This is a genomic window from Microbacterium sp. (assembly GCF_049661145.1).
Lineage (GTDB): Bacteria > Actinomycetota > Actinomycetes > Actinomycetales > Microbacteriaceae > Microbacterium.
On record NZ_JBASZT010000375.1, the window covers coordinates 1 to 21,492 of the forward strand.

At 67.6% G+C, this 21,492-nt stretch carries 23 protein-coding genes; 20 read left to right on the top strand and 3 right to left on the bottom strand.

The genetic code is table 11. The features are described from left to right. Nucleotides 1–1,339: 1,339 nt before the first annotated feature. The 3 genes from WBP48_RS15335 to WBP48_RS15345 are packed head-to-tail and all read left to right on the top strand — an operon-like array spanning nucleotide 1,340 to nucleotide 3,596. On the top strand, nucleotides 1,340–2,035 hold the full coding sequence (locus tag WBP48_RS15335; protein ID WP_424441620.1) for an AzlC family ABC transporter permease: 696 nt from the start codon (nucleotides 1,340–1,342) through the stop codon (nucleotides 2,033–2,035). Further along, complete coding sequence (locus WBP48_RS15340; RefSeq protein WP_424441621.1) at nucleotides 2,032–2,340, top strand: AzlD domain-containing protein; 309 nt, start codon at nucleotides 2,032–2,034, stop codon at nucleotides 2,338–2,340. The genes WBP48_RS15335 and WBP48_RS15340 overlap by 4 nt, the downstream gene beginning before the upstream one ends. Beyond that, the gene (locus WBP48_RS15345; protein ID WP_424441622.1) at nucleotides 2,337–3,596 is read left to right on the top strand and encodes an MFS transporter; all 1,260 of its coding nucleotides are present in this window, start codon (nucleotides 2,337–2,339) and stop codon (nucleotides 3,594–3,596) included. Before WBP48_RS15340 ends, WBP48_RS15345 begins: the two co-directional genes overlap by 4 nt. Here WBP48_RS15345 and WBP48_RS15350 read toward each other — a convergent pair. After that, entirely contained in the window at nucleotides 3,571–4,272 is a 702-nt protein-coding gene (locus WBP48_RS15350) for a GNAT family N-acetyltransferase (RefSeq protein WP_424441642.1), read from the bottom strand. The genes WBP48_RS15345 and WBP48_RS15350 overlap by 26 nt on opposite strands. 76 nt (nucleotides 4,273–4,348) lie before the next feature. On the opposite strand from WBP48_RS15350, the gene WBP48_RS15355 reads away from it, so the two are divergent. The 7 genes from WBP48_RS15355 to WBP48_RS15385 all read left to right on the top strand — a co-directional run bounded on the left by WBP48_RS15355 (nucleotide 4,349) and on the right by WBP48_RS15385 (nucleotide 10,317). Further along, nucleotides 4,349–4,921 carry a CGNR zinc finger domain-containing protein gene (locus WBP48_RS15355; protein WP_424441623.1) on the top strand — a complete coding sequence of 191 codons (573 nt, stop codon included), beginning with the start codon at nucleotides 4,349–4,351 and terminating at the stop codon, nucleotides 4,919–4,921. Continuing rightward, on the top strand, nucleotides 4,918–5,286 hold the full coding sequence (locus WBP48_RS15360; RefSeq protein ID WP_424441624.1) for an MmcQ/YjbR family DNA-binding protein: 369 nt from the start codon (nucleotides 4,918–4,920) through the stop codon (nucleotides 5,284–5,286). The genes WBP48_RS15355 and WBP48_RS15360 overlap by 4 nt, the downstream gene beginning before the upstream one ends. Before the next feature lie 115 nt (nucleotides 5,287–5,401). After that, nucleotides 5,402–5,827, top strand: a complete 426-nt coding sequence (locus WBP48_RS15365; protein ID WP_424441625.1) for a VOC family protein — start codon at nucleotides 5,402–5,404, stop codon at nucleotides 5,825–5,827. 5 nt (nucleotides 5,828–5,832) lie between these two features. Next, nucleotides 5,833–7,008 carry a DUF418 domain-containing protein gene (locus WBP48_RS15370; RefSeq protein WP_424441626.1) on the top strand — a complete coding sequence of 392 codons (1,176 nt, stop codon included), beginning with the start codon at nucleotides 5,833–5,835 and terminating at the stop codon, nucleotides 7,006–7,008. Further along, nucleotides 7,005–7,781: an ABC transporter ATP-binding protein gene (locus WBP48_RS15375; RefSeq protein ID WP_424441627.1), complete on the top strand. Its 777-nt coding sequence runs from the start codon at nucleotides 7,005–7,007 to the stop codon at nucleotides 7,779–7,781. Before WBP48_RS15370 ends, WBP48_RS15375 begins: the two co-directional genes overlap by 4 nt. Then, nucleotides 7,766–9,439, top strand: a complete 1,674-nt coding sequence (locus WBP48_RS15380; RefSeq protein WP_424441628.1) for a hypothetical protein — start codon at nucleotides 7,766–7,768, stop codon at nucleotides 9,437–9,439. Before WBP48_RS15375 ends, WBP48_RS15380 begins: the two co-directional genes overlap by 16 nt. 401 nt (nucleotides 9,440–9,840) lie before the next feature. Next, entirely contained in the window at nucleotides 9,841–10,317 is a 477-nt protein-coding gene (locus WBP48_RS15385; RefSeq protein ID WP_424441629.1) for a hypothetical protein, read from the top strand. Between the two features lie 25 nt (nucleotides 10,318–10,342). Here the strand turns inward: WBP48_RS15385 and WBP48_RS15390 are convergent, their stop codons facing one another. Next, entirely contained in the window at nucleotides 10,343–10,744 is a 402-nt protein-coding gene (locus WBP48_RS15390) for a hypothetical protein (RefSeq protein WP_424441630.1), read from the bottom strand. Nucleotides 10,745–10,968: 224 nt separating this feature from the next. Here WBP48_RS15390 and WBP48_RS15395 point away from each other — a divergent pair, with 224 nt between their 5' ends. The 9 genes from WBP48_RS15395 to WBP48_RS15435 all read left to right on the top strand — a co-directional run bounded on the left by WBP48_RS15395 (nucleotide 10,969) and on the right by WBP48_RS15435 (nucleotide 20,113). Beyond that, nucleotides 10,969–11,934 carry an ABC transporter ATP-binding protein gene (locus tag WBP48_RS15395; RefSeq protein ID WP_424441631.1) on the top strand — a complete coding sequence of 322 codons (966 nt, stop codon included), beginning with the start codon at nucleotides 10,969–10,971 and terminating at the stop codon, nucleotides 11,932–11,934. A gap of 23 nt (nucleotides 11,935–11,957) precedes the next feature. Further along, the gene (locus WBP48_RS15400) at nucleotides 11,958–12,683 is read left to right on the top strand and encodes an ABC transporter permease (protein WP_424441632.1); all 726 of its coding nucleotides are present in this window, start codon (nucleotides 11,958–11,960) and stop codon (nucleotides 12,681–12,683) included. A gap of 56 nt (nucleotides 12,684–12,739) precedes the next feature. After that, complete coding sequence (locus WBP48_RS15405) at nucleotides 12,740–13,201, top strand: hypothetical protein (RefSeq protein WP_424441633.1); 462 nt, start codon at nucleotides 12,740–12,742, stop codon at nucleotides 13,199–13,201. Continuing rightward, nucleotides 13,198–13,899, top strand: a complete 702-nt coding sequence (locus WBP48_RS15410; protein WP_424441634.1) for a hypothetical protein — start codon at nucleotides 13,198–13,200, stop codon at nucleotides 13,897–13,899. The genes WBP48_RS15405 and WBP48_RS15410 overlap by 4 nt, the downstream gene beginning before the upstream one ends. 343 nt (nucleotides 13,900–14,242) lie before the next feature. Continuing rightward, nucleotides 14,243–15,178 carry an alpha/beta hydrolase gene (locus WBP48_RS15415; RefSeq protein WP_424441635.1) on the top strand — a complete coding sequence of 312 codons (936 nt, stop codon included), beginning with the start codon at nucleotides 14,243–14,245 and terminating at the stop codon, nucleotides 15,176–15,178. Continuing rightward, the gene (locus WBP48_RS15420; RefSeq protein ID WP_424441636.1) at nucleotides 15,171–15,962 is read left to right on the top strand and encodes an MBL fold metallo-hydrolase; all 792 of its coding nucleotides are present in this window, start codon (nucleotides 15,171–15,173) and stop codon (nucleotides 15,960–15,962) included. The genes WBP48_RS15415 and WBP48_RS15420 overlap by 8 nt, the downstream gene beginning before the upstream one ends. Before the next feature lie 223 nt (nucleotides 15,963–16,185). Further along, nucleotides 16,186–17,100: a 3-oxoacyl-ACP synthase III family protein gene (locus WBP48_RS15425; protein ID WP_424441637.1), complete on the top strand. Its 915-nt coding sequence runs from the start codon at nucleotides 16,186–16,188 to the stop codon at nucleotides 17,098–17,100. Further along, on the top strand, nucleotides 17,094–17,834 hold the full coding sequence (locus WBP48_RS15430) for an ABC transporter ATP-binding protein (protein WP_424441638.1): 741 nt from the start codon (nucleotides 17,094–17,096) through the stop codon (nucleotides 17,832–17,834). The genes WBP48_RS15425 and WBP48_RS15430 overlap by 7 nt, the downstream gene beginning before the upstream one ends. Before the next feature lie 2 nt (nucleotides 17,835–17,836). Beyond that, the gene (locus WBP48_RS15435) at nucleotides 17,837–20,113 is read left to right on the top strand and encodes an FtsX-like permease family protein (protein WP_424441639.1); all 2,277 of its coding nucleotides are present in this window, start codon (nucleotides 17,837–17,839) and stop codon (nucleotides 20,111–20,113) included. Between the two features lie 57 nt (nucleotides 20,114–20,170). Here the strand turns inward: WBP48_RS15435 and WBP48_RS15440 are convergent, their stop codons facing one another. Continuing rightward, a complete protein-coding gene (locus WBP48_RS15440) occupies nucleotides 20,171–20,764 on the bottom strand; it encodes an isochorismatase family protein (protein ID WP_424441640.1) in 594 nt (197 codons plus the stop codon). Between the two features lie 77 nt (nucleotides 20,765–20,841). Between WBP48_RS15440 and WBP48_RS15445 the strand changes: the two genes are divergently transcribed. Beyond that, nucleotides 20,842–21,492, top strand: a 651-nt coding sequence (locus tag WBP48_RS15445; protein WP_424441641.1) for an EamA family transporter, incomplete at its 3' end; no start/stop codon positions are given.

Here is a 21,492-nt window from a genome sequence, read left to right on the forward strand (position 1 = left end):
AGCCTGGAGATCCGCCACCGCAGCGCAACGCGGCCACTGTCGTACCCTCATGCCAGAATCAGCACCACAACCCCGGCAACGACGCCGAACACAGCGACCCAGCCAACCGATGAAAGATCGAGGCTAAGAAAAGAAGAAGAAGAGGGTTAGAGGGATAAACGGGGTATATCCCGAGGTATGCCGCAAAGAGCGACACCATCGACACCCTGGGGGTCGAAAACGCCCGCCTGCACCCGCAACGGCGAGCCGAGTTCGGCTCTCGCAGCCACCGCGACGGCGTGCGGCCGGCAGCCGTAGCGTCTATCCCGAGCCCTCCCCCGGTGCGCACGACACCCCCTCCGCGTCCGCGACGACGGGGGGGGGTGCGCGGCTACCCAACCCCCGCGATCGCCAGATTTCGCCCCGTCGATGGATACAAACCCCGCGCTCGCGCGTGCGTGGGTTTTGCGTGGGAACATTCCACGCACGATGCCCGTACGCTCCGACCACGCTCGACGGTCCTGAGCCCCGGAATCACGCCCGAGAACGGACGTTGCGAGCATCGTCGCGGACGGCCCCGGACGCCCCGCCGTGTACTTTTAATCCGCGGGTCGTGGGTTCGAGCCCCACGGGGCCCACCCCGCGCACAAGGCTCGAACCCTTGCCCGAAGGATCATTGGGCTGGGTTCGAGCCTTGTCGGCGTTCGCGGCCCGGGCGAGGGCGTGAAGAAGGTTTGGTTGCACAGGCGCCGGTTGGCGTTGTCGCACCGCTTGTAGATGTCGGCGCAGTTCTCCAAGAGGTTCAGCGTGACGTCCAGCTGGGCGCGGGCGTCGGTGTACTCGCCGTGGCGCGTCAGCGGTTGATGTTTCGGAGCATCGCGTATTGGAGGGCTTCCGCGCGCGCTCTCCGGTACTCGGGAATCTGATCGATGCGATCGGACAAATCGTCGACGCTCGCAGCGCGCAAGAGGTCTCTGGTGAACCGCAGTGCTCGTCGAATCTCGTCTCGCGCTCGTCTCACACCGCGGAGCCCGGATGAGACGTCGGCACGATCCCGCTGAGCGGGCACCGCGCCTGGGGAGTTCAGAGTTGCGCAGCGGGCATCCAGCGTGGTCACCGCGGGAGGTGCCATGTGATCAGCCTCCTCAGGATGTCGTTGCGGGTCCTCGTCTCATCGGGAACGTCCGGGAGCAGTGCCTGGGGTGCCTGTGGTAGGTGCCCTACCGCTCTGCGCCGCGCCAGCGTCCACCGCATGCGCCGCCATCCACTTCGATCTGTCACGCAAAGAACGCTAGCAGAACGTGACATACTTGTCACGGTAAGAAGTGCGATAGCGCGTGACGACGGCGAGGGGTCGGAAATGAGGGCTGATGCGCAGGAACGCGGCGCCGGGTCCGACTGGCGGGCCGGAATCCGGGCGGGGTCCGGCCTGGCTGTGGCCACGTTCGCGTTGGCGATCAGTTTCGGCGCGGCGGCGGTCACTGCGGGGTGGCCGGCGTGGCTGATCGTGCTGATGTCGGCGGTCGTGTTCGCAGGTGGGGCTCAGTTCGCTCTCGTGGTCGCCTTCGGTGATGGTGGTGGGATCGCTGCGGCATTGGGCGCGGCGACGCTCATCAATCTGCGGTTCGTGCCGATGGGTATGACCGTCGCGCGCTTCCTCACGGGAGGTCGATGGTTCCGGTCGATCCAGGCTCAGGCCGTCGCGGATGGATCGTGGGCGGTCGCACGACGCGCCGATGGCACGTTCAGCCCGGATGCGATGGTTGCAGCCTCGCTTCTGCAGTGGCCGGCTTGGGTCGGTGGTGCGGCGATCGGCGCGTACCTGGCTCCCGGAGCCGATCTCGCCCGAGCTCTCGGGCTGGACGCGACCTTTCCCGCGTTCTTCCTGGTCTTCGTGCTCGATTCCCTCAGGACCGAGCCCACGCACCGCTTCACCGTGCTCGGCGCGGCCATCATCGTTGCCGTCATGTGCTGGTCGGTGCCGCCCGGCGTCGCCTTGCTGTGCGCAGCCGGTGCGGCACTGCTAGCCATCCGTCGAACGAAGGAGCGCGCATGACGTCCATGCTGGTGACCGTCATCGCCTTCGCGGCGATCAACTACGCCCTCAAATCGGCCGGTCTCTTGCTGCTGATGGAGCGACGGCCTCCCGATCCGGTCCAGGACGTGATCGAGGCCATGCCTGCCGCCATGCTCACCGGGATGCTCGTGGCCAGCGTCCTGGGAGAGCGGTGGGCGGGGCTCGACCCGGCAGTGCTCGTCGGGTTGTCTGCGGCGGCGATCGCCTGGTTGTTTCGGGCGCCGCAGTTGGTGGCGGTCGCGGTCGCGCTAGCGGCGACGGTCGCGGTGCGGTGGTTGTGGTGACCGGCCCAGCGCACGCGAGGTGGCCGAGTCGTTCGTTCCGGTGGTTGTGGGCGGCGTCGGCGACGTCGTTGCTCGGTGCCGAGATCGGCGAGCTCGCCATCCCGCTGTTCGCACTATTGAGCCTGGAGGCAACGCCGAGCGAGCTCGCGACGGTGCGCGTGGCGCAGTTCGCGCCCTTCATCATCCTCACGCTCGCCCTGGGAGTCGTGGTCGACCGGTTGCGACGCAAACGGCTGCTGATCGCCGCCGACCTCGGTCGTGCACTGCTGCTCATCGCGATCGTCGCCGGTGCGCTGGTCGCCCAGGTGCCGATCTGGACGCTCATCGTCGCGGTGTTCCTGATCGGCGGGCTGAACGTCCTGTCTCAGCTCGCCGACTTCTCCCTCCTGCCCGCTGTCGTGCCCCCGGACCGACTCACCGACGCTAACGCACGGCTGACCTCGACCCAATCGGCCATGTCGGTCGCCGGCAGCGGCGTCGGCGGTGTGATCGTTCAAGCGCTCACCGCGCCGATCGCGCTCGCGACCAACGCGCTCACCTGCCTGCTCTCCGCCCTGTTCCTCACCAGGGTCATCGCGAACGAGTCGCCACCGACGATCTCGACGGAACGCGTGTCGCCGTGGGTTGAGGCCAGGGCAGGCCTGGCGTTCCTGCGACGCACCCGCATCGTTCGCGATCTGGCCCTGGAAGCCGCGACCTGGAACTTCGCCAACGAGATACTCCTGCTCGGCCTGACGCTCCACGTTGTCGAGCACTACACGCTCGGGGCCGCGGTGCTGGGCGGGATGTTGATGGCATCCGGACTGGGCGCGGTGCTCGGCGCGCTGACAAGCGGACGCGCCACCCGACGATTCGGGTATGGCCGCTCTCTGCTGGTCGCCCTGCTGGTCGGGAACACCGCGCCGCTCGCGCTCGCCCTCACCGCCGTCGCACCATCGACGATCGCGCTCACCGTGGCCGCGGTCGCGCTGCTGCTGAGCGGCTTTGGCATCGGCCTCGCCGGCGCTCAGGCGGTGACCGTCCGTCAACTCGCCACACCGCGCGAGCTGTACGGACGAGTGAACGCTGCCTACAGATTCCTCAGTTGGGGCATGATCGCCATCGGCGCGATCTCCGCGGGGTTCGTTGTAACGACGTGGGGCCCCGCGATCGCCATCGTCGTCGGGGGTGTCGGAACCACGCTGGCGACCGTCTGGATCGCCACCTCCCCGGTCCGCCGACTCCGCGGCCTCAACGACGCGGAGACGATCGGGTGATGTGCGAACCCGGGCGAGGCGTGGAGCGTTCGGCGATCCCTGCCTCGCGGGAGACGATGACGCGATCCGGGCGTGGACGGGCTATCTCGCGGAAGCCGGCTTGAAGGAACGTCGAGAGCGCACCACGGAACAGAACTGCTGGCGAGAGCGCGCTCGTTCGAGCGGCAGGGTCTATCGGGTATCCCTCGATGACCCGCGCTCCGTGTCTGCTCGCGTGTCGCACGGCTTCGGCGAGCAGCCGCGAGGTCAACGACAGCCCGCGGTAGTCTCGCCGGACGACGAAGCACGTCACCGCCCAGACAGTCGAGTCGTCGAACGGCTCAGGTGAGCTGCTGAACTCTCGTGTTCGCGCCAGCCGTGCCTGGCCCGGACGTGGGCCGACCCTCGCCCAGCCGGCTGCCTCGCCATCGACGTAGGCGACGAGGCCCGGTGGAGGATCGTCCCGGAGCTGGGCACCGAGGAGCACCCCACGGGCTTGTGCATCGGTCTCTTTCCACTGCGCGTTGGTCAGTATCCACCACGGGCACTGGCAGTTCCGGCCGTCCCCGCCCCCGGTGAGAGCGTGGGTCACATCCGCGTGTCTGTCGCCGGACGCGGGCCTGATCTCGATCGATGTCATCCTTGGGTTCCGTCGCTGATGCACCTGGTTGACGAGCAGTCGCAGACGCGAGCTCATCGACTGATCGGCGTGGGGCTCCTGCGAGTCTGTCACGCAATAGACTACACTTACCGGTGACAGGTAGGTGGTGGCAATGGCAGCAACGAAGGTGGTGGAGGTTCATCCTCTGCCGATCCCGCTTCTGGTGTACATCGTCAACGAGTGGGGCGATGCTCCCAGGTTCGAGGCCCACGAGGGCACCAAGCCGTATCCGACCGCCGAGAGTCTCCGTGTGGAGAGTCCCGTCTTCTGGGAGCACTTCCCGCCCTTCGATGAGCAGACGCTGGTCGACACCGCGAACCTCATCCATCCCGTCTTCGCCTCGACGACCGGGTCGGAGTGTGCCCAGCAGCTCAACACGCTGATCGTGGAGTCCGGGATGGCTCCCGCCCTCTCGTCCGACCAGTGGACGGTGCACGAGGTCTGGAACAGCGACCGGCCCGAACGCGCTTTGCTCGCCGGGGCAACGCTCGCCCTGATCGACCACCTCCGGCACGAGCCCGACGCGAGCCGGTTGGGAACGTGCGTCGGTGACGCTTGTGTGGACGTCTACGTCGATCAGTCGCCGGCAGGGCGTCGCCAGTACTGCTCGCTGACCTGCCAGAACCGAGCGCGCACCCGCGCTTACCGCGCCGGCAAGAAGGCGTCTCCAGAGCCGGCGCCGTGAGCGTCAAACGGGGCCTGCAGGCCGAAGAAACGTGGAACCGCCTGGTCGGTCTCGCGACTTCCTGGCCTGCGACGGCCGCGACCACCTCCTACGGAGCGCCGTCGCTCAAAGTGGACGGTCGGATGTTCGCGCGCATCCGCGCCGAAGCTGACGACATGTTCGTCTTCGTCAGCACACCCGAGGAGCGTCGAGCCTGGCTGGAGTCCGGGGAGCCTGGACTCTTCGCCGAGCCGCACTACGAACGCTTCGGGCACATCCTCGCCGATCCCTCCGCAACCGACGCCGCCATCCTGAACGATCTGCTCGACAGGGCCTGGGAGCTCACCGCACGCGAGAAGACCCGCGCCGCCCGCGACGAGACGTAGCCACAATCACACCGGCGTCGACACACGCCGCAACCCGTCGATGCGTCACGTAATGATAGTGTTGTTTGCGTTGCAAGTCTTCTGATCGCACACTTCCGAAGGGCGGGTGCCGCGCGTGACCAACGACACCGAGCGAGCCGCCGAGGGCGATGCCGACCTCAGCTTCCTCAGCGTGCTCGCCGGCATTCCGGTCGCAGATGCAGACGAGGCAACGGCGTGGTACACGCGATTCCTCGGACGGGTACCGGACATGCAGCCGATGCCGGGCGTGGCCGAGTGGGTGCTCGCGGCCGGAGCCACACTCCAACTCGTGCATCGCCCACAGGCCGCGGGTTTCGGCTTCACCCGGTTGGAGGTCGCCGACCTTGATCGGGCCATCTCTGCGATCGAGGCGCGTGGCTTCACCCCGACCGATGTCGGACGATACGAGGGAATCGTGAAATACGCCGACTACCTCGACCCGTCGGGAAACGAGGTGTCCATCGTCGAGGCACTCTTCGACGTCACACGATTCCCGGCTCCGCCGGCGGCCGCCGACTGAAGACCATGCGTGTGCCCGGTACCACGAGCATTCTCCGGTCCGAGGGTGCCGGTCGCGCGTTGGCACCGGACGTCTCCCGCGGGATCGCCTTGTGCTTCATCGCGGTCGCCAACGTCATGCTCTATCTGCACGATCGACCGTACGGGATGCGGCAGCATCTTGTAGAGGACGGCGCCGTGGACCGCGGCGTCACCTTCGCCGTGGTCGCTCTCGTCGACGCACGGGTGTACCCCCTGTTCGCGCTCCTCCTCGGATACGGGATCGCTCTCCTCTCTACGCGCGATCCCGGTGCCGGCGGAGTCCGTCGGCTACGCAGGCGCGGGGTCGGACTCATCCTCTTCGGTCTGGTGCACGGCGTGCTGCTGTTCTCCGGCGACATCCTCGGACTGTATGGCCTGCTCACCCTGCTGTTGATTCCCGCTCTCGGCTGGTCCGGTCGCCGACTCCTTGTCGTCGCCGGCGTGCTGATCGTGCCTTGCGCACTGGTGCAGGGCTTGGCGTTCGCTGATCCAGGCCCGACGATGCAGCGAGCGATTCTGTGGTCCATCGGGATCACCGACCCGCTGGAGGCGCTGGCCTGGCGCCCCCTGGAATGGATCGTGGCGATGGTCGGCATGCTCGGCGTCGTGCCGGCTGTGCTGCTGGGCATCTGGGCGGCACACCGCGACGTGCTCGCCAACCCTGCCGCTTATCGACACCTGCTTGTGCGCGCAGGAGCAGGCCTCACAGTGGTCGGCATCCTCGGCGGCATACCTGCCGCGTTGGTGGCGGCCGGCGTCATCAGTGTTCCGGACGGCCCGGCAGCGGCGATCATCTCGACGTTGCACGTCGCCACCGGAATCCTCGGCGGCGTGGGATATGCAGCGCTGCTGGCGCTGGCCTGCACGATCCGCCGATTCGCGACTTCTCGCACCGCTCACGTCTTCGCCATCGTGGGAGAGCGCTCGCTGACCAGTTATCTCCTCCAATCGGTGCTCATGGTTCCCGTGCTGGCCGCGTGGACCTTCGGGGTCGGCGGGACGATCGGATCAACTGGGGCGCTCCTGATCGCGCTCGCGACGTACGCGATCACGGTTGCCGCGGCGTGCTGGATGCACGCCCACGGTGACCTACGCCCCGCAGAGATGCTGCTGCGGCGGTTCGCCAACGCTCCCTCGAAGCGGATGGAGGTCACAGGATGAGCGACAAAGAGACCCTGCCCGCGTTATCGCTGCTCGGTCTACGCAAGAGCTATCGCGGCACGACCGTTGTCGACGACGTTCGCCTCGCCGTTGCGCAGGGCTCTCTGACCGGTGTGGTCGGGCCGAACGGTGCGGGAAAGACGACGACACTGTCGATGGCGGTCGGTCTGCTGCGTCCCGATGCGGGCACCAGCCTGGTGCGGGGCATCGACCTCTGGCGACGACCGGCGGAAGCGAAGCGTCTGCTGGGGGTGCTTCCCGCCGGGCTCGCCCTGCCGGAGCGCCTGACCGGAACCGAGCTGCTGACGTACTGGGGCCTCCTGCGGGGCATCGACTTGCACGAGGTGAGGCGGCGAGCCGAGGAGCTCTTGAGTGTTCTGGACCTCGACGGAGCAGAAGATCGTGTGAGGCTCGTACTGGAGTACTCCACCGGCATGCGCAAGAAGATCGGTCTGGCGACCGCGCTCCTGCACAATCCACGGGTGCTCGTGCTGGACGAACCGTTCGAGGCGGTCGATCCCGTCTCGGCACGGACCATCCGCCGCATCCTGCGTCAGTTCGTCCAGCGCGGAGGGGCAGTGCTGATCTCATCCCATGTCATGCCCCTCGTCGAGCAACTCTGCGACCAAGTGGCACTCATCGCCGACGGACGGGTGCTCGCGGCTGGTCCGATCGACGAGGTCCGCGACGGCCTCAGCCTCGAAGACCGGTTCGTGACCTACGTCGGCGAACGGCCTGCCGTCGACGGGGAGATGTCGTGGTTGGGCACCTGATCCGGCTTCGCCGGGCGATCCAACGAAACACGCCGCCCTGGAAACGCCGCCTCGGCCTCGGCCTGGGCCTGCTCGCCGCCGCCATCACCTGGGGTGCCGCCCTGCTTCCAGCCCCGCACGCACGCGCGGACGCGCTGGCACTCTGCCTGGGCGCGTGGCTCATCGGCTGGGTTATCGGGCCGATCCTCGGCAGCGGGGCCGCGGTCCTACGACCCGAGTACTTCCTCCCCATGCCGCTGCGTCCGGTCTCGGCCTCGCTCGGCCTTCTGAGCTCTGTCTTCGCGGGAACCGGAGCACTGGTGACCGCGGTCGCCGCGTCGGCGATCGTCGCGTTCGCCGTCCTTGCAGGCAGCGTCGCCGGCGTCATCGCAGGAGTCGTGGCCGCAGCATTGTTCCTCGTGCTGACGATCGCGCTGTCGCGGATGCTCTATGCCCTGCTCGGCTCAGCCATGCGGACCGCTCTGGGCTTGCAGATCGCGGCGATCAGTTACGGCGCCCTCGTCGCCGTGCTCACCATCGGGTGGCTGCTCATCGTCCCCCTCATCGGAATCCTGCCCGCATTCCTCGCAAACGGGTTCGCCGACGACCTGCTCAGCGACGCCCTCCGACGCTCACCGGCCGGCTGGCCCGTGGCAGCGGTCGAACTCAACTCCCGCGGCGACATCGCTGGGTCTCTCACGGTCGTGGGAGCGCTCGCCACTGCGGCGCTCGTCGCGGTGACGGGGGCGATCGTGCTGCTCGCACCGCGCCCGCGCGCGGCGACGCGGAGTTCACGCCGTCACCGCCTCGGGTCGAAGAGTCCTTGGCGGTTCCTCCCGGCCTCGCTCATGGGGGCGACCCTGGGCCGTGAGCTGCGCACCTGGACACGCGATCCGTGGAGACGACTCGAGCTCTGGCTGTCGATCTGGTTCGGACTGTTCGTCGCGCTCATCGCCACCCTCGCCGGGCTCCCGAAACTCGCCGTCCTCGCGGGTATTGGGCTCGCCGTGATGGTCACGCTACGCGGCACCAACCTCTACGGATACGACGGCACCGCACTCTGGCAACTCGCCACTCTCGGCAGCGATGAGGCGATCCGTGCCGACGTGCAGGGGAGACAACTCGGCCTGGGCGCGGTGTTCGGCATCCCCGCCATCGCCCTCACCGTCGTGATGACCGTCATCACCGGCGCCTACCAGTATGCGTTGGCCGCGGTGCCTGCCATCGTGGCGCTCACCGCCGCGGGAACAGGGGTGGCGATCACCGCCTCGGTCCTCTGGCCCACCCCCGGCGTCGATCCGCATCGCCGCGCCAGCGCGGCGGACGTCGGCGACAACCCGCTCGTCTACCGCATCGCCACCTGGGTGATCTTTCTGCTCACGTCCCCGACCATCGCGCTCGCCATCCTCGTCGCATTCGATCCCGACTGGCTCGGCGCATGGGCGCAATGGGCGCTCATTCCGCTCGCCATCGGCAACGGCGTAGCGGTGTGGTGGTTTCTCGGTTCTTTCGCAGCTCGTCATCTCGCGCGGCGGCTGCCGGAGACGCTTGCCCGCTTGAGGCACACAACCACCGCGTCCTCGCTCAGCGACCTCTGGTCGACTTTGACGACAGACCGCGACGAGGATCGCCACCCGCGGCCGAGCGAGCAGAGTGACCGTGCTAGAGGCATCCCGTGACCGAGGAGGGTCGCGTTGCGAGGACGGTCCCCGCGGTTCAGTGGACCGTGTTCTTCGAGGATCACCCCGATCGATTGCCTCTTCGGAGCGCGCTCTTCGATGCGCAAGTGGAGTGTCTACGCGCGCGAGGTCAGAACATTCGTCTCGCTGGGGCTGCTCCGCTCCGACACCGACCCTCCGTGGATCGGCGGGGTCCAGATAGTCTCGGCCAGGACACGCGCGGAGGCCGTCGAATGCTGCGAGTCCGATCCGTTCTTCGTGCAGGGGCCGCGCCGAGGATACGAACTGTTCCAATGGTGCCGCGCTCCATGCTTCGGTGAGGTGGGCACGACCCTGCTGTAGGCGGCAGCCGGGCGGGGATTCACACGAGTGATGAGAACGAGAAGAGAGGAGTGGCCCGCGTGAGTGACTCCGCCGGCGAACCCACCTGGGAGAACGTCCTCCGGGCTGCCGGTCAGCGAGACCTGCTCGCTGACCACGACCGGCTCAGGTTGCTGCTCGCGTGCTGGACAGAGCTTCCGGAGAGCGCCTTCGCGAAACGCTGTGTCGTTGCGCACTACCTTGCTGACCTGCACCGCGAGCCGACGGGCGCGCTCGATTGGGACCTCCGAGCCCTGGAGGCGTATCGGTGGATCGATCATGACGACCTCGTGCCACTCGGAATCCAGGACCCGGCGGCCTTCGCACCGTCGATTCACCTCAACGTCGGCGACGACTACTTCGCACTGGGCATGTTCATTCACGCCGACAACCATGCGCGCGCCGCCGAGGATGCACTCGGTCGTGTCGCCTCCGATCCACTCAACGTCGTGATCGGACGAGGTGTGGCCGCGTTGCGAGAACGAGTGAAAGCGGCACTTGCCGAGGATGAGCGCTGATCGCTTCTTGAGCCTGATTGGAAAGCTAGCCCGAACCGGGGTTCTCGGGGAGTCTCTTGTCGAGAAGGTCGCGCAGCCACGTCGCCTGCGAGCGCAGGAGCGCGTGTTCCAGGCCCATCCCGTGTGTCACAAACGGTGATGCACCCGCGGGCCCTGCCTCGCTGATCCGCGCGTCGATGTCACCGAGCGCGCCGCCGATGGCCACCAATCGTTCCGTGAGGGCGACATGCACAGCCTTCACCGAAAGCAGGTCGGCAAAGTGGAGCGCCGCCCGGAGCTCGGCGGTGTCACCAGTCTCCGGCAGCGAGCGAAGTGCGCTTAACAACAGGACATCGTGCTCCCTGCGACCAGCCGCGGTGACGACATGCCGACTTGCGTCTTCCGGCGTGCCCTCGATCAAGAAATCGCGCCCGAGGCTGCGCAGCATCGCATAGATCGACCCTGACCTGAGGTTCGCCCACCGATCCGCCGCCATCCCGAAAAGGTACGACTGCACGTCGTACCCCGTCGCCGGCCCAAGCCGTCGCACGGTGCCGAGGACCAAGAGGCGAGTCGTCCGAGCAGGCATGGAGCCACTGTAGTAGACGATCAACCCAAATTTGGGTACCCTGGCCTTGCTGTCCAAATTTGGATACCTTGAAAAGATGGGAGATGCTCGTGATCCGAGCGAATCGTCTGCGCAAGGCCTACCGAGAGTCATCGCGATCGGCCCGGCCGTCCGAGGTCGTCGCCGTGGACGACGTCTCGTTCGACGTGGCGGAGGGCGAGATCGTCGGATTGCTGGGCCCGAACGGCGCGGGAAAGACCAGCACGATGCAGATGCTGACGACGCTTGCCCGTCCCACTTCCGGGCGAGCACAGGTGGCCGGCTACGACGTGGCGACGCAGTCGCGGCAGGTGCGAAGGATGATCGGCTACGTCTCTCAGCGCGGCTCGGCGAGCAGCGAGTCGAAGGTCGGCGAGGAGCTCGTGGACTACGGCATGCTCCACGGGCTCTCGCGGGCGGCAGCCCGATCGGGGGCGCGGGAGCTCGCGGCCCGATACCGCCTGGATGACCTCTGGGAGAGGGAGGCGGGCACCCTCAGCGGCGGCCAGCGCCGCCGCCTCGACATCGCGATGAGCCTCGTGCACGCACCGCGCCTGGTCTTCCTCGACGAGCCGACGGTCGGACTCGACCCGGCATCCAGGGCAAGCCTCTGGGAGCATGTCCGCGAGCTCCGGGATGCCTCCGGGGTCACGGTCCTCCTCAGCACTCACTACCTCGATGAGGCGGACGCCCTCTGCGACCGGCTGCTGGTGATCTCCGGCGGACGCCTGATCGCCGACGGCTCGCCTGCGCGAATCAAGCGGAGGATCGGACCCGACACGCTCATCGTGGCTGCGGCGTCAGAGGTGGACGTGTCGGCACTGGTCTCGACTCTCGGACGATCGGCCGGTGACGCTCCGCGTGTGTCCGGCCTGGAAGTGAGCGTCCGCTTTCCTGGCGGCGCCGGCGAGCTGGAAGGGGTCCTGCGCGATCTTCGCGACGCTTCCGTGAGTCCGGCCAGTCTCGAGTTGCGGCCTCCCACTCTCGACGAAGCATTCCTCGCACTCACCGCCGAGGAGAAGGCAGCATGACGGGCGCTCGAAGCACCGCAGTCATGTTCCGGAGGCATCTGCGCGGCACCGTCCGCAAGCCCGTGTGGCTCGCCGTCGGACTCGCTCAGCCCGTGCTTTACCTCGCCCTCTTCGGTCCGCTTCTGGGGGCCTTCGCAGGGCAGCTCGGCATGAGCCCGTACACGCTGCTCGTTCCCGGGCTTCTCGTGCAGCAAGCCGTGGTCGGTTCGCTCTTCGTCGGATTCGGTCTGCTCACCGACATGCGCGAAGGAGTGCTCGACGCTCAGCGAGTGACCCCCGCCAGCCGCTGGGCGCTGCTGGGCGGGCGAACTCTCCATGACGTGCTCGACTCCGCTGTCCAGGGACTCATCCTGATCGCCCTCGGCTTCCTCCTCGGGATGAAGGCCGACGGGTGGGGCATCGTTGTCGGCTTCGTCCTCGTGCTTTTGCTCACAGCGGCGTTTTGTGCCGCCGGATACGGCCTCGCGCTCACGCTGGGAAACGAGCAGGCCTTCGGAGTACTGGTCAACTCGCTCTCCCTGCCGGTACTGCTCCTGAGCGGCATCCTCATCCCGATGTCCGTCGCGCCCGGCTGGCTCCAGACCATCTCCGCCCTCCTGCCGACGACACACATCGTCACCGGAGTCCGTGCCGCATTCGCCGGCGACATCACGAGCGGTGCGGTCGTGGTCGGGCTGCTCTGGACCATCGGCATCACGATCGCCGCCTTCGCCTTCGGCAGCCGCGCCTTCGCCCGAGCCAACAGGTAACATCGGACTGTCACCCCAGGGTTGACACTTGGGCGGATGCCGATCAAAATGGACTCATGACGAGTAACCCCCGGGGTGACAGCGGTGAGCGAGAGAGCATCGACTCAAGCTGGTCGGCCGTTCTCGCCCACCGGCGAAACGAGTCGGCGGGGGCCTTTGAGGCCGTCGCAGCACGGTTCGAGGCCACCGGACTCTCGCCGACCGACGTCATGGTTCACCTGGCCGACGGCGGAGACGCGCTCTACGCCGCGGCGGCGTCGGGCGATCCCCGTTGGTCTGACCAGTACGGCGGAACCTTGGCCGTGGCGCTGCTGGCCGCGGAAGTGAGTGCTCTGATGTCTCATCTCGTCTCCCGAGCGGCTGGTGTGCGTGCGCTCAGCATCGCCGAGCTCCTCGACGACTACAGCGCCGTGACTGTGGCACGAGAGCTCGGAGTCGCGCGGCAGAAGATCTACGGTCTGGCGCGCGACGACCTCAATACCCATTTCATCCCGACGGCTCCTTGGAGGACGCCATGAATGACATCCGGGAAGTCGTCGACCTCCCCTCGATCGACAGCAAGCCCTTGCTCCACCCGCTGGACGTCCCCTCCGCCCGCGGGGCGTACCTCGCGTCGTGGTGGCTCCAGCGAGCCGCGACGCTCCCTGTCGCATTCCTCTTGGGCGTCGTGCTCTTGGTCGCGACCGGCAGCCCGATCGCGTCCATCGCCGGTCCGATCAGCAAACTCACGATCGCCATGATCGCGAGTCGGCTGGCCTCGCGGCGGGCGTGGGAGTACATCCCACGGAAGCGACAGGATCGCTCACCGCAGTCAGCACCCGTGCTGCAGATGCTCGCCGCCTTCATCGACGCTCTGGCGCTCGTGACCGGTCTGCTGATCCTCATTGCATGGCTGTCGACCCACGAGGTGGCCGAGCACGTGGTGGCCTACGCCATCGGCGCGGGCGCGGGAGTCGCGTTTCTCCAGTTGGGTGAGGTGGTCGTCGCCGTGGCGCGCAAGCCTCGCGATCGGATCGTGATCGCGTCGAGGATTCTCGCGCTCGCGGCAGTTGCGACCGCGGTCGTCGTCGCGTTCACAACTCTTCTCGCTGGTGAGTTGACTGCGGACTCTGCCATCGTCGCTCTGATCGCGGCAGCCGTGATGATCGCAGTTCAGATCGTCTGGTGGTTGATCAGGGCCATTCCGACACGCCGCCGCGTCGATGACGAGTCATGAACGCCATTTCGGTACGCGGGCTTCGCAAGTCGTTCGGTTCCCCGAGTGCATCGGCGCGATGACCGGACCTGACGGTGGCAGCATCCGCGTCCTCGGGACCGACCATCGCGCGAACCCGATGCGTATACGACGCACGCTGGGATACCAGATGCAATCGACGACACTGCGGCACAGTCGAAGGTTCGAGAAGCGTTGCGGCTCTTCGCGGCGCTCTATCCCGATCCGAGAGCCCACCAGACCTTGGATGCTCGAACCTCCGACAAGAGCAGGTCAGGAGCAGTTTGAACGCTTCGGCATGCAGCGCGGGACACGCGGTGACACGTCCCTGCCCTATAGTCACGGCATGGCAACCGCCCAGGAGCGCACCTCAAGGCGCGACGTCGCCTTTCCGTCTGGAGAGACGACATGCAGCGCGTGGCTGTACACGCCCCGCGCCGAGGAGCCGATCGCCCGGATCGTCATGGCGCATGGGCTGGGAGGTGTGCGCGACATGCGCCTGGACGCGTTCGCGGAGCGGTTCGCCTCGCACGGGTACGAGTGCCTCCTCTTCGATTACCGCGGATTCGGCATGAGCGGCGGACGAAGGCGACAGATCCTCGACGTCACCGCGCAGCTCGCGGACTGGGAAGCCGCGATCGCCTACCTGAAGGACGAAGGGCCACCCGACCGCGTCGTGCTGTTCGGCACATCGTTGAGCGGCGGGCACGTGCTCACCCTCGCGGCACGTCACAGCGAGTTGGGCGCGGCGATAGCGCAGTGTCCCTACACCGACGGGCGGGCGTCGCGGGCGGGCCTGCCGTTCGCGTCGAAGGCGAAGGTGACCGCTCGCGCGGCTTTGGACCTGCTCACCACCCCCTTCGGTCGTCGCGTCGATGTCGCCCTCATCGGCGCACCCGGCTCAGCGGCACTGATGGCGACCGACGACTCCGCGCGGCTGCTCTCACTCGTCCCGGCCGGATCCGCGTTCGAGAATCGCGTCGCGGCGCGATCCGCGCTGTGGTTCCTCCGATACGACCCGGGGCGCGTCGCCGGCGACATCACGATCCCCCTGTACGTCGCGATCTGTCAGAACGACACCGTCGCGCCGGCCGAACAGACGCTGCGGGTCGCTCGGCGCATACGCGACGCCCGAATCCGCGTCTACCCTTACCACCATTTCGACATCTACATCGGGGAGGGCTTCGAGTCGGCAGTGCGCGACTATCTCGGTTTCCTCGACGCACTCTTCGGCGGTGCTGCCGGCGCCGTCGGTAACGGAACAGGAGACGCCGTTGACTGAACCACGCCTACGCCGCTATGCCTGCGGTTCGACGCGCTTCCGACTGTCGCTGCTGTTCAAGGGCGCGCCGGTCGAACCACACGTCTTTCCCTCGTCGGTGTTCCTGTACCGTCACCCGAGCGGGCGACGAGTCCTGTTCGACACGGGCTACGCGCCGACGATGAAGGGACTGGGCTGGGCCAGCGCGATCTACCGGCGGCTGCTGCCGCCCGATGTCTCTCCAGAGGCCACCATCGACCGGCGCCTCGCCGCGGACGGGTTGCGTCCCGAGGACATCGACGACGTCATCATCTCGCACGCGCACCCCGACCACATCGGCGGCATCCGGTACTTTCCCGACGCGACCTTCGTCATCAGCCGTAACCAACTGGATGCGCTGGCGAGAACCGATCTGCGCAGCGGCATCATTCCCGCGGTCCTGCCGGATTGGTTCGACTCGGCCCGACTCCGCGTTCTCGATCGCGATGATCTCAGCGGTCCGGCCCCGGGCGGGCTCACGGGCTTCGACCTCTTCGAAGACGGTCGATTCGTCATCCTCGACCTTCCCGGACACGCCCGCGGACACCTCGGCGCACTCGTGGAGGGCACCGTGCTCCTCGCGGCCGACGCGGCGTGGGGCCGGGATCAACTGGAGGCGTTCGACCGGATGCGCGCCCTGCCACGGACGATCAGTCATGACTTCTCAGAGACTCAGGCGACCGCGCAACTCCTGCTCGCGCTCGAATCCAGCGGGATCCGTCTCGTCTTCAGTCACGACGAGTCGCCGAGCGTCCTGCTGGAGTGACGGCCGACGACGAGTCGCGCCGCGTCCACACGACGGACACGATGCCGCAACATTGGAAGACATTGCGGAAACCTTCATGGTGTAGTCTGCAAACTCATTCGGCTGCGGTCACGAGGGGCTCACCTGCCGCGGGTGAGCACCGCATGCCGAACGTCGGGGGGATTCTATGACCGTGCTACCAATTTCCATCCTTGGTACGGGGGAGGCGCTGTCGGATCGGATCGTGCCCACGTCCGATGTCGCCGCGATGTGCGGAATCAGCACGCGTGAGGCGATCAAGCGCACCGGTGTCATCACGCGCCATTGGATTCACGAGGACGACGATCCGCTGACCTATGGCCTGCTTGCAGCACGGCGGGCGATCGAAGCTGCGCAACTGGAACCCAAAGACATCGACGTCGTGCTGAACACGTCCGGAACGCAACTGCAGGCGATCCCCGACGGCGGGGCGATCATCGCCGCCGGACTGAAGCTGAAGGAGGTCTCCTCCTACAGCCTGCACGCCACCTGCCTCTCGTTCCTGTTCGGACTGCAGGAAGCCGCCTTCCTCATCTCGACGGGACGCGCCAAGAACGTGCTGATCGTCTCGACCGAGGGAGGCAGCCGCGGTCTCGACTTCCGTCAGCCCGAGAGTGCGCTGCTGATGGGCGATGCAGCCGCGGCCGCCGTGATCGGGCCGGCGGTCGACGACGGCCAGGGAATCGTTGCTTCCTCGTTCAAGACGCAGACGTCGGGCGTGAAGGATGCCGAGATCCGCGGTGGTGGTACCCGGATCCGGTCCGAGCAGACCAGCGAGCGCCTTCAGGACTTCAAGTTCGATATGAGGGGCCTGCGTCTGCTCGCCGGAGCGCTGCGGAACTTCCCGCCATTCCTGGAGTCGATCCAACCCGGGTTGTCCAAGGACGCGCCCGACATCGACCGGATCATCCCCCACCAGACGAGCAAGGCGGGCCTCGACGGCATGGCCCGGCTGTGGGGGCGGGAGCGCCTCGAGGTCACCCTGCCGGAGGTGGGGAACACCATCGGTGCGGCGATTCCGCTCACTCTCCACCGCGCCAAGATCAAGCCGGGCGAGAGGGTCCTCCTCGTCGGCACCGGCGCCGGCACGCACTACGGAGCGATCATTCTCCAATGCTGAGCGATTCGGACGTCTTCCTGACCCTTCAAGACGTCGGAAGGTCGTACGGCACCGGTAGCAACGCGGTGCATGCACTGAACGGCGTGAACCTCCGCGTCAGGCGCGGCCGGCTCATGGTCATCCTCGGGCCGTCCGGCTCGGGGAAGAGCACGCTTCTGAACCTGCTGGGAGGAATGGACACGCCGTCGACGGGGCGGATCCTGCACCACGGAACCGACGGCAGGCGACGGGATCTGTCGCGGCTCAGCGATGCGGCTCTCACGGAGTACAGACGTGCTCATGTCGGCTTCGTCTTCCAGTTCTACAACCTGGTCTCGAACCTGACGGCGTTCGAGAACGTGGCGCTCGCGGCCGCGCTCGTCACCGACCGCAAGACCGCCGACGCCGCCGCGACCCGGGCGCTGCGGGGTGTGGGTCTGGCCAAGCGCTCCCGCAACTTTCCGGGGCAGCTGTCGGGAGGCGAGATGCAGCGTGTCGCGATCGCGCGCGCTCTGGCCAAGAGTCCGGCGATGCTCGTGTGCGACGAGCCCACCGGAGCGCTCGACACGCGGACCGGGATCGACGTCATGACGATACTCGAAGCCATCGCGTACCGGACCCGCACCGCCGTCGTCGTGGTCACCCACAATCCCGCCTTCGCCGATCTCGCCCACCATCTCGTCCGCCTGCAGGACGGATACATCGTCGAGAGCAGACACAACGACTCCCCCCTGACCGTCGCCGACCTCGACTGATCGTGCCGATCCTCCTGCGACGCGTCCCCCGCGACATCCGCTCGTACTGGGCCCAGTTCGTCTCGGTGTTCCTGATGACAGTGCTCAGCGTCGCGGTGTACGGCGGTCTTGACGCGAGCTGGCGGGGAATGCAGAACGTGCTGGACGAGATCGATGCCCAGGCGAGCATGCCGACACTCTGGGTGAACGCGACGTCGACGACCACGGAGGACGTGACGGCGCTCCAAGAGTCCACCGGCGTGGACGGCGTCGCGCGGACGACGCAGTTCACGGTCCTCGACGAGAACTCCTCGGACGACGACCGCACGCTCACCGTCTCGACCCTGAGCGACAGCGGCGTCGGCGAACCCATCGTCCTGAGCGGCGACCCGGTCGAACAGGACGGCGACGGGATCTGGGTGGATGCCAGGTATGCCGACGTGAACGGGTACGAGGTCGGCGACGAGCTCCTCCTTCGCGGCCCGCAGGGAGACGCTTCCCTCGAGTTGCGCGGCCTCGTCGTACTGTCGGATGCACTCGTGTTCACCGGTCCCGGACTCGTCGCACCCGAGCCGAGCGAGTTCGGGCGTGCACTCGTCGCCGATCGCGTCGCGCAAGAGGTGTTCGGGGTCCCGCAGATCGGCAACGTCGTCACCCTCACCGGCGACGAGGGTCCGCTTCGCGACGCCGTTGGAACCGTCCTCGCAGATCGCGTGCAGTCGGTCACCGACCGGTCTTCGAACGCGTTCGTAGCGCCGGCGTTCGAGCGCGTCTCGCAGCTGAGATCACTGTCGTTCCTGTTCTCCACCCTCTTCGTGCTCGTCGCGCTCCTGGCGATGGCCACGTCGATTCGGCGCCTCGTCGACATCCAGCACACCGACATCGCGACACTGCGTGCTCTCGGCATGTCGCCCCGCGCGATCGGCCTCTACTTCGTATGGATCGCCGCAGGTGTCGTCGGCGCGGGCGCCGCGATCGGCCTGGCGCTGGCGGTGCCGCTGGCCGAGTACATCGTGAGCACGCAGCAGACACGATTCACGCTCGGTCCATGGGGACCCGGGTGGTCGTGGGCGACGCCCGCGGTCGCCGTCGGCCTCGTCGTCGTGTGCGTGGTCGGAGCGTGGACGGCCTCTCGGGCGGCGCGGCGAGTGAGCCCGGCTGAAGCACTGCGCCCGTCGATCGGCGGACGAGCCTCGAAAAATCCGTCGCGGCCGCGGCAGTGGCGCTGGGCCGGATACGGCACCCGTTGGACGCTACGAGACGCGCTGGGCAACCCGGTGCGCCTGACGATGGGCCTTGTCGCGACGACGGGCTGCATGATGCTCCTGTTCGCGGGCTTCGGCATTCCCGACAGCCTGTTTCGGGAAGTGCAACGAACCTACTCGGATCAATACCGCTACGAGACCTGGATCAGTGTGCGACCGGGCGCGACGGCGGACGAGCTCGCCGCGGTCGAAGCGGCCGCAGGGCCGGGCCAGTGGATCATGCAGGCGTTCGCCCGTGTCGAGCAGGCGGAGGGAGCCGACCGCGTCGCGATGGTGATCGGGGACGGTGAGCTCGTCGTCGTCGAGAACCCCGCCGGGGCCCGGGTCGACTTCGACCAGCCATCCCTCACGCAGGCCGTCACAGCCGCCGGCGTGCAGGTCGGCGACGAGGTCACCGTCGTGATCGGCGACAGCACGGTGCATTTGACAGCGGCCGACGAGGCGGTGGTCGCAAACCCCCAAGGCGTCCTGGTCTCGGAGGACGCGTGGACATCCGCGGGCGGCGTCTTCACTCCGACGGCCTACCTCGCAGAGGAGGCTGTCACGGCGGAGGACGTCGCCGATGCGACGGCCGTCGTCGGAACGGTCTCGCGAGAACGTCAGCGCGCGAACGCGGACTCGGTCGTCCAGGGCCTGGCCGGCGTGTTCACCCTGATGAAGGTGTTCGCGGTGCTGCTGGCCGCCGTGGCGCTGTACAACCTGGGCGCACTGAGCTTCGCCGAGCGGGTGCGTGACTACGCGACCCTGCGTGTGCTCGGCTTCCGTCAGCGCGAACTGCGGCGTTTCGCCCTGATAGAGAACGGGTTGACCACACTCGTCGGCCTGGGCATCGGGATCCCCGCAGGATTCTGGTTCCTCAGCGCGTACATCCAGATCTTCAGCACGGAGCAGTCCGTCTACGCGCCCTACATCTCGCTGTGGAGCGTGCTGTTCGCGATCGCCACCACGGCGATCGCCGCGCTCTCCACCACGATCCTGCTGTCGTCGCGGATCCGGCGGATCGACATGACGGCGGCGCTGAAGGGCGTCGAGTAGGTTCGGAGAGCCCGGCGGTCGGACCGGCCGGGTCTCGGTACCAGCCCGAGGGTGCGCTCACTCCGCACCCTCGACCAGGTCGGCGCCGGCGTGGGCGAGCTCGGCGAGCGCTGCTTGCGAGGACTCCGGCGCGACCCCGGCGACGAGGGCGGTGAGGATGCGGACGTGAACGCCGTGAGCGATCGCATCCAACGCCGACGCACGCACGCAGTAGTCGGTCGCGATCCCCGTCACATCGACCTCTGTCACGCCATGCGCCGCAAGCAGGTCGCCGACCTTCTCCCCGGCATCCGTCGTCCCTTCGAACAGCGAGTATGCGGGCACGCCCTGCCCCTTCTTGACGTGGTGGGTGACGGCGCCCGTCGCCAAAGCGGGGTCGTATTCCGCCCCGGGAGTGCCGGCGACGCAGTGCACCGGCCACGTGTCGACGAAATCGGGTCCGCCACCCTTCTCGTCAAGCGCGAAGTGCCCGCCGTTGTCGCTGTCGGCGTCATGCCAATCGCGCGACGCGACGACGAGAGCGTACTCGGACGCGTGGGCCGCCAGATGCGCGGAGATGCCCTCGGCAACGGCGTCGCCGCCCGCGACGCCGAGCGCGCCGCCCTCGGTGAAGTCGTTCTGGACATCGACGATGAACAGCGCCCTGGTCATAGTTCGAGGCTACCCCGGTCACCGCGCCCGAGACACTCCCGCCCCTGGCCAGGCGGAGCGCCGCTAGGCTGACGGGCGTGTGGTCGGCCGTGCTCGCATTCGTCGGCGCGATCGTGTACGGATCGGCGGACTTCCTTGGCGGGCTCGCGGCCCGCCGGCTGCGCGCGACGATGGTCACGGCCGTCGCGGCCGTATCCGGCGCCGTGCTGCTCGGCGTTCTCACACCGGTCCTCGACGGGTCGCCCACGGGCACAGACGTGCTGTGGGGTGCCGCGTCCGGGGCGGCGGGTGCGATCGCGATCGGACTGCTGTACGGGTGCCTCGCCATCGGTCCGATGAGCGTGCTGTCGCCCGTGACGGCTGTCGTCTCGGCAATCGCACCCATGCTGTGGGGAGTGCTCGTGAGCGGGGAGAGGCTGGGAGCGCTCGCGGTGGCGGGCCTCGCCGTTGCCCTTGTCGCAATCGTTCTGGTCGCGCTGCTGCCGGGCGAACGCATCGTGCGACCGTCGCCGCGCGCACTGCTCATGGCGACGGGGTCGGGTCTTGCCATCGGCGCGTTCCTGATCCTGCTCGATCAGACCGGTGACGACTCGGGCCTGTTGCCCCTCGTCACGAGCCGCGTCGTCAACGCCGCCATCACCGGGGGGATCGCCGCGGGCTTCGTCATCGCGGCCGTGCGCAGCGGACGGAGCGCCCGTTCGGCGGTGCTCGTCGGCGGCGCCCGTGGG

What these genes read in the sequence shown, in the direction of transcription:
- WBP48_RS15335 (WP_424441620.1), top strand. Translation starts at nt 1,340, where the DNA reads ATGAGGGCTGATGCGCAGGAACGCGGCGCCGGGTCCGACTGGCGGGCC.
- WBP48_RS15340 (WP_424441621.1), top strand. Translation starts at nt 2,032, where the DNA reads ATGACGTCCATGCTGGTGACCGTCATCGCCTTCGCGGCGATCAACTAC.
- WBP48_RS15350 (WP_424441642.1), bottom strand. Translation starts at nt 4,272, where the DNA reads ATGAGCTCGCGTCTGCGACTGCTCGTCAACCAGGTGCATCAGCGACGG.
- WBP48_RS15355 (WP_424441623.1), top strand. Translation starts at nt 4,349, where the DNA reads ATGGCAGCAACGAAGGTGGTGGAGGTTCATCCTCTGCCGATCCCGCTT.
- WBP48_RS15370 (WP_424441626.1), top strand. Translation starts at nt 5,833, where the DNA reads ATGCGTGTGCCCGGTACCACGAGCATTCTCCGGTCCGAGGGTGCCGGT.
- WBP48_RS15375 (WP_424441627.1), top strand. Translation starts at nt 7,005, where the DNA reads ATGAGCGACAAAGAGACCCTGCCCGCGTTATCGCTGCTCGGTCTACGC.
- WBP48_RS15390 (WP_424441630.1), bottom strand. Translation starts at nt 10,744, where the DNA reads ATGCTGCGCAGCCTCGGGCGCGATTTCTTGATCGAGGGCACGCCGGAA.
- WBP48_RS15395 (WP_424441631.1), top strand. Translation starts at nt 10,969, where the DNA reads ATGCTCGTGATCCGAGCGAATCGTCTGCGCAAGGCCTACCGAGAGTCA.
- WBP48_RS15400 (WP_424441632.1), top strand. Translation starts at nt 11,958, where the DNA reads ATGTTCCGGAGGCATCTGCGCGGCACCGTCCGCAAGCCCGTGTGGCTC.
- WBP48_RS15405 (WP_424441633.1), top strand. Translation starts at nt 12,740, where the DNA reads ATGACGAGTAACCCCCGGGGTGACAGCGGTGAGCGAGAGAGCATCGAC.
- WBP48_RS15410 (WP_424441634.1), top strand. Translation starts at nt 13,198, where the DNA reads ATGAATGACATCCGGGAAGTCGTCGACCTCCCCTCGATCGACAGCAAG.
- WBP48_RS15415 (WP_424441635.1), top strand. Translation starts at nt 14,243, where the DNA reads ATGGCAACCGCCCAGGAGCGCACCTCAAGGCGCGACGTCGCCTTTCCG.
- WBP48_RS15430 (WP_424441638.1), top strand. Translation starts at nt 17,094, where the DNA reads ATGCTGAGCGATTCGGACGTCTTCCTGACCCTTCAAGACGTCGGAAGG.
- WBP48_RS15440 (WP_424441640.1), bottom strand. Translation starts at nt 20,764, where the DNA reads ATGACCAGGGCGCTGTTCATCGTCGATGTCCAGAACGACTTCACCGAG.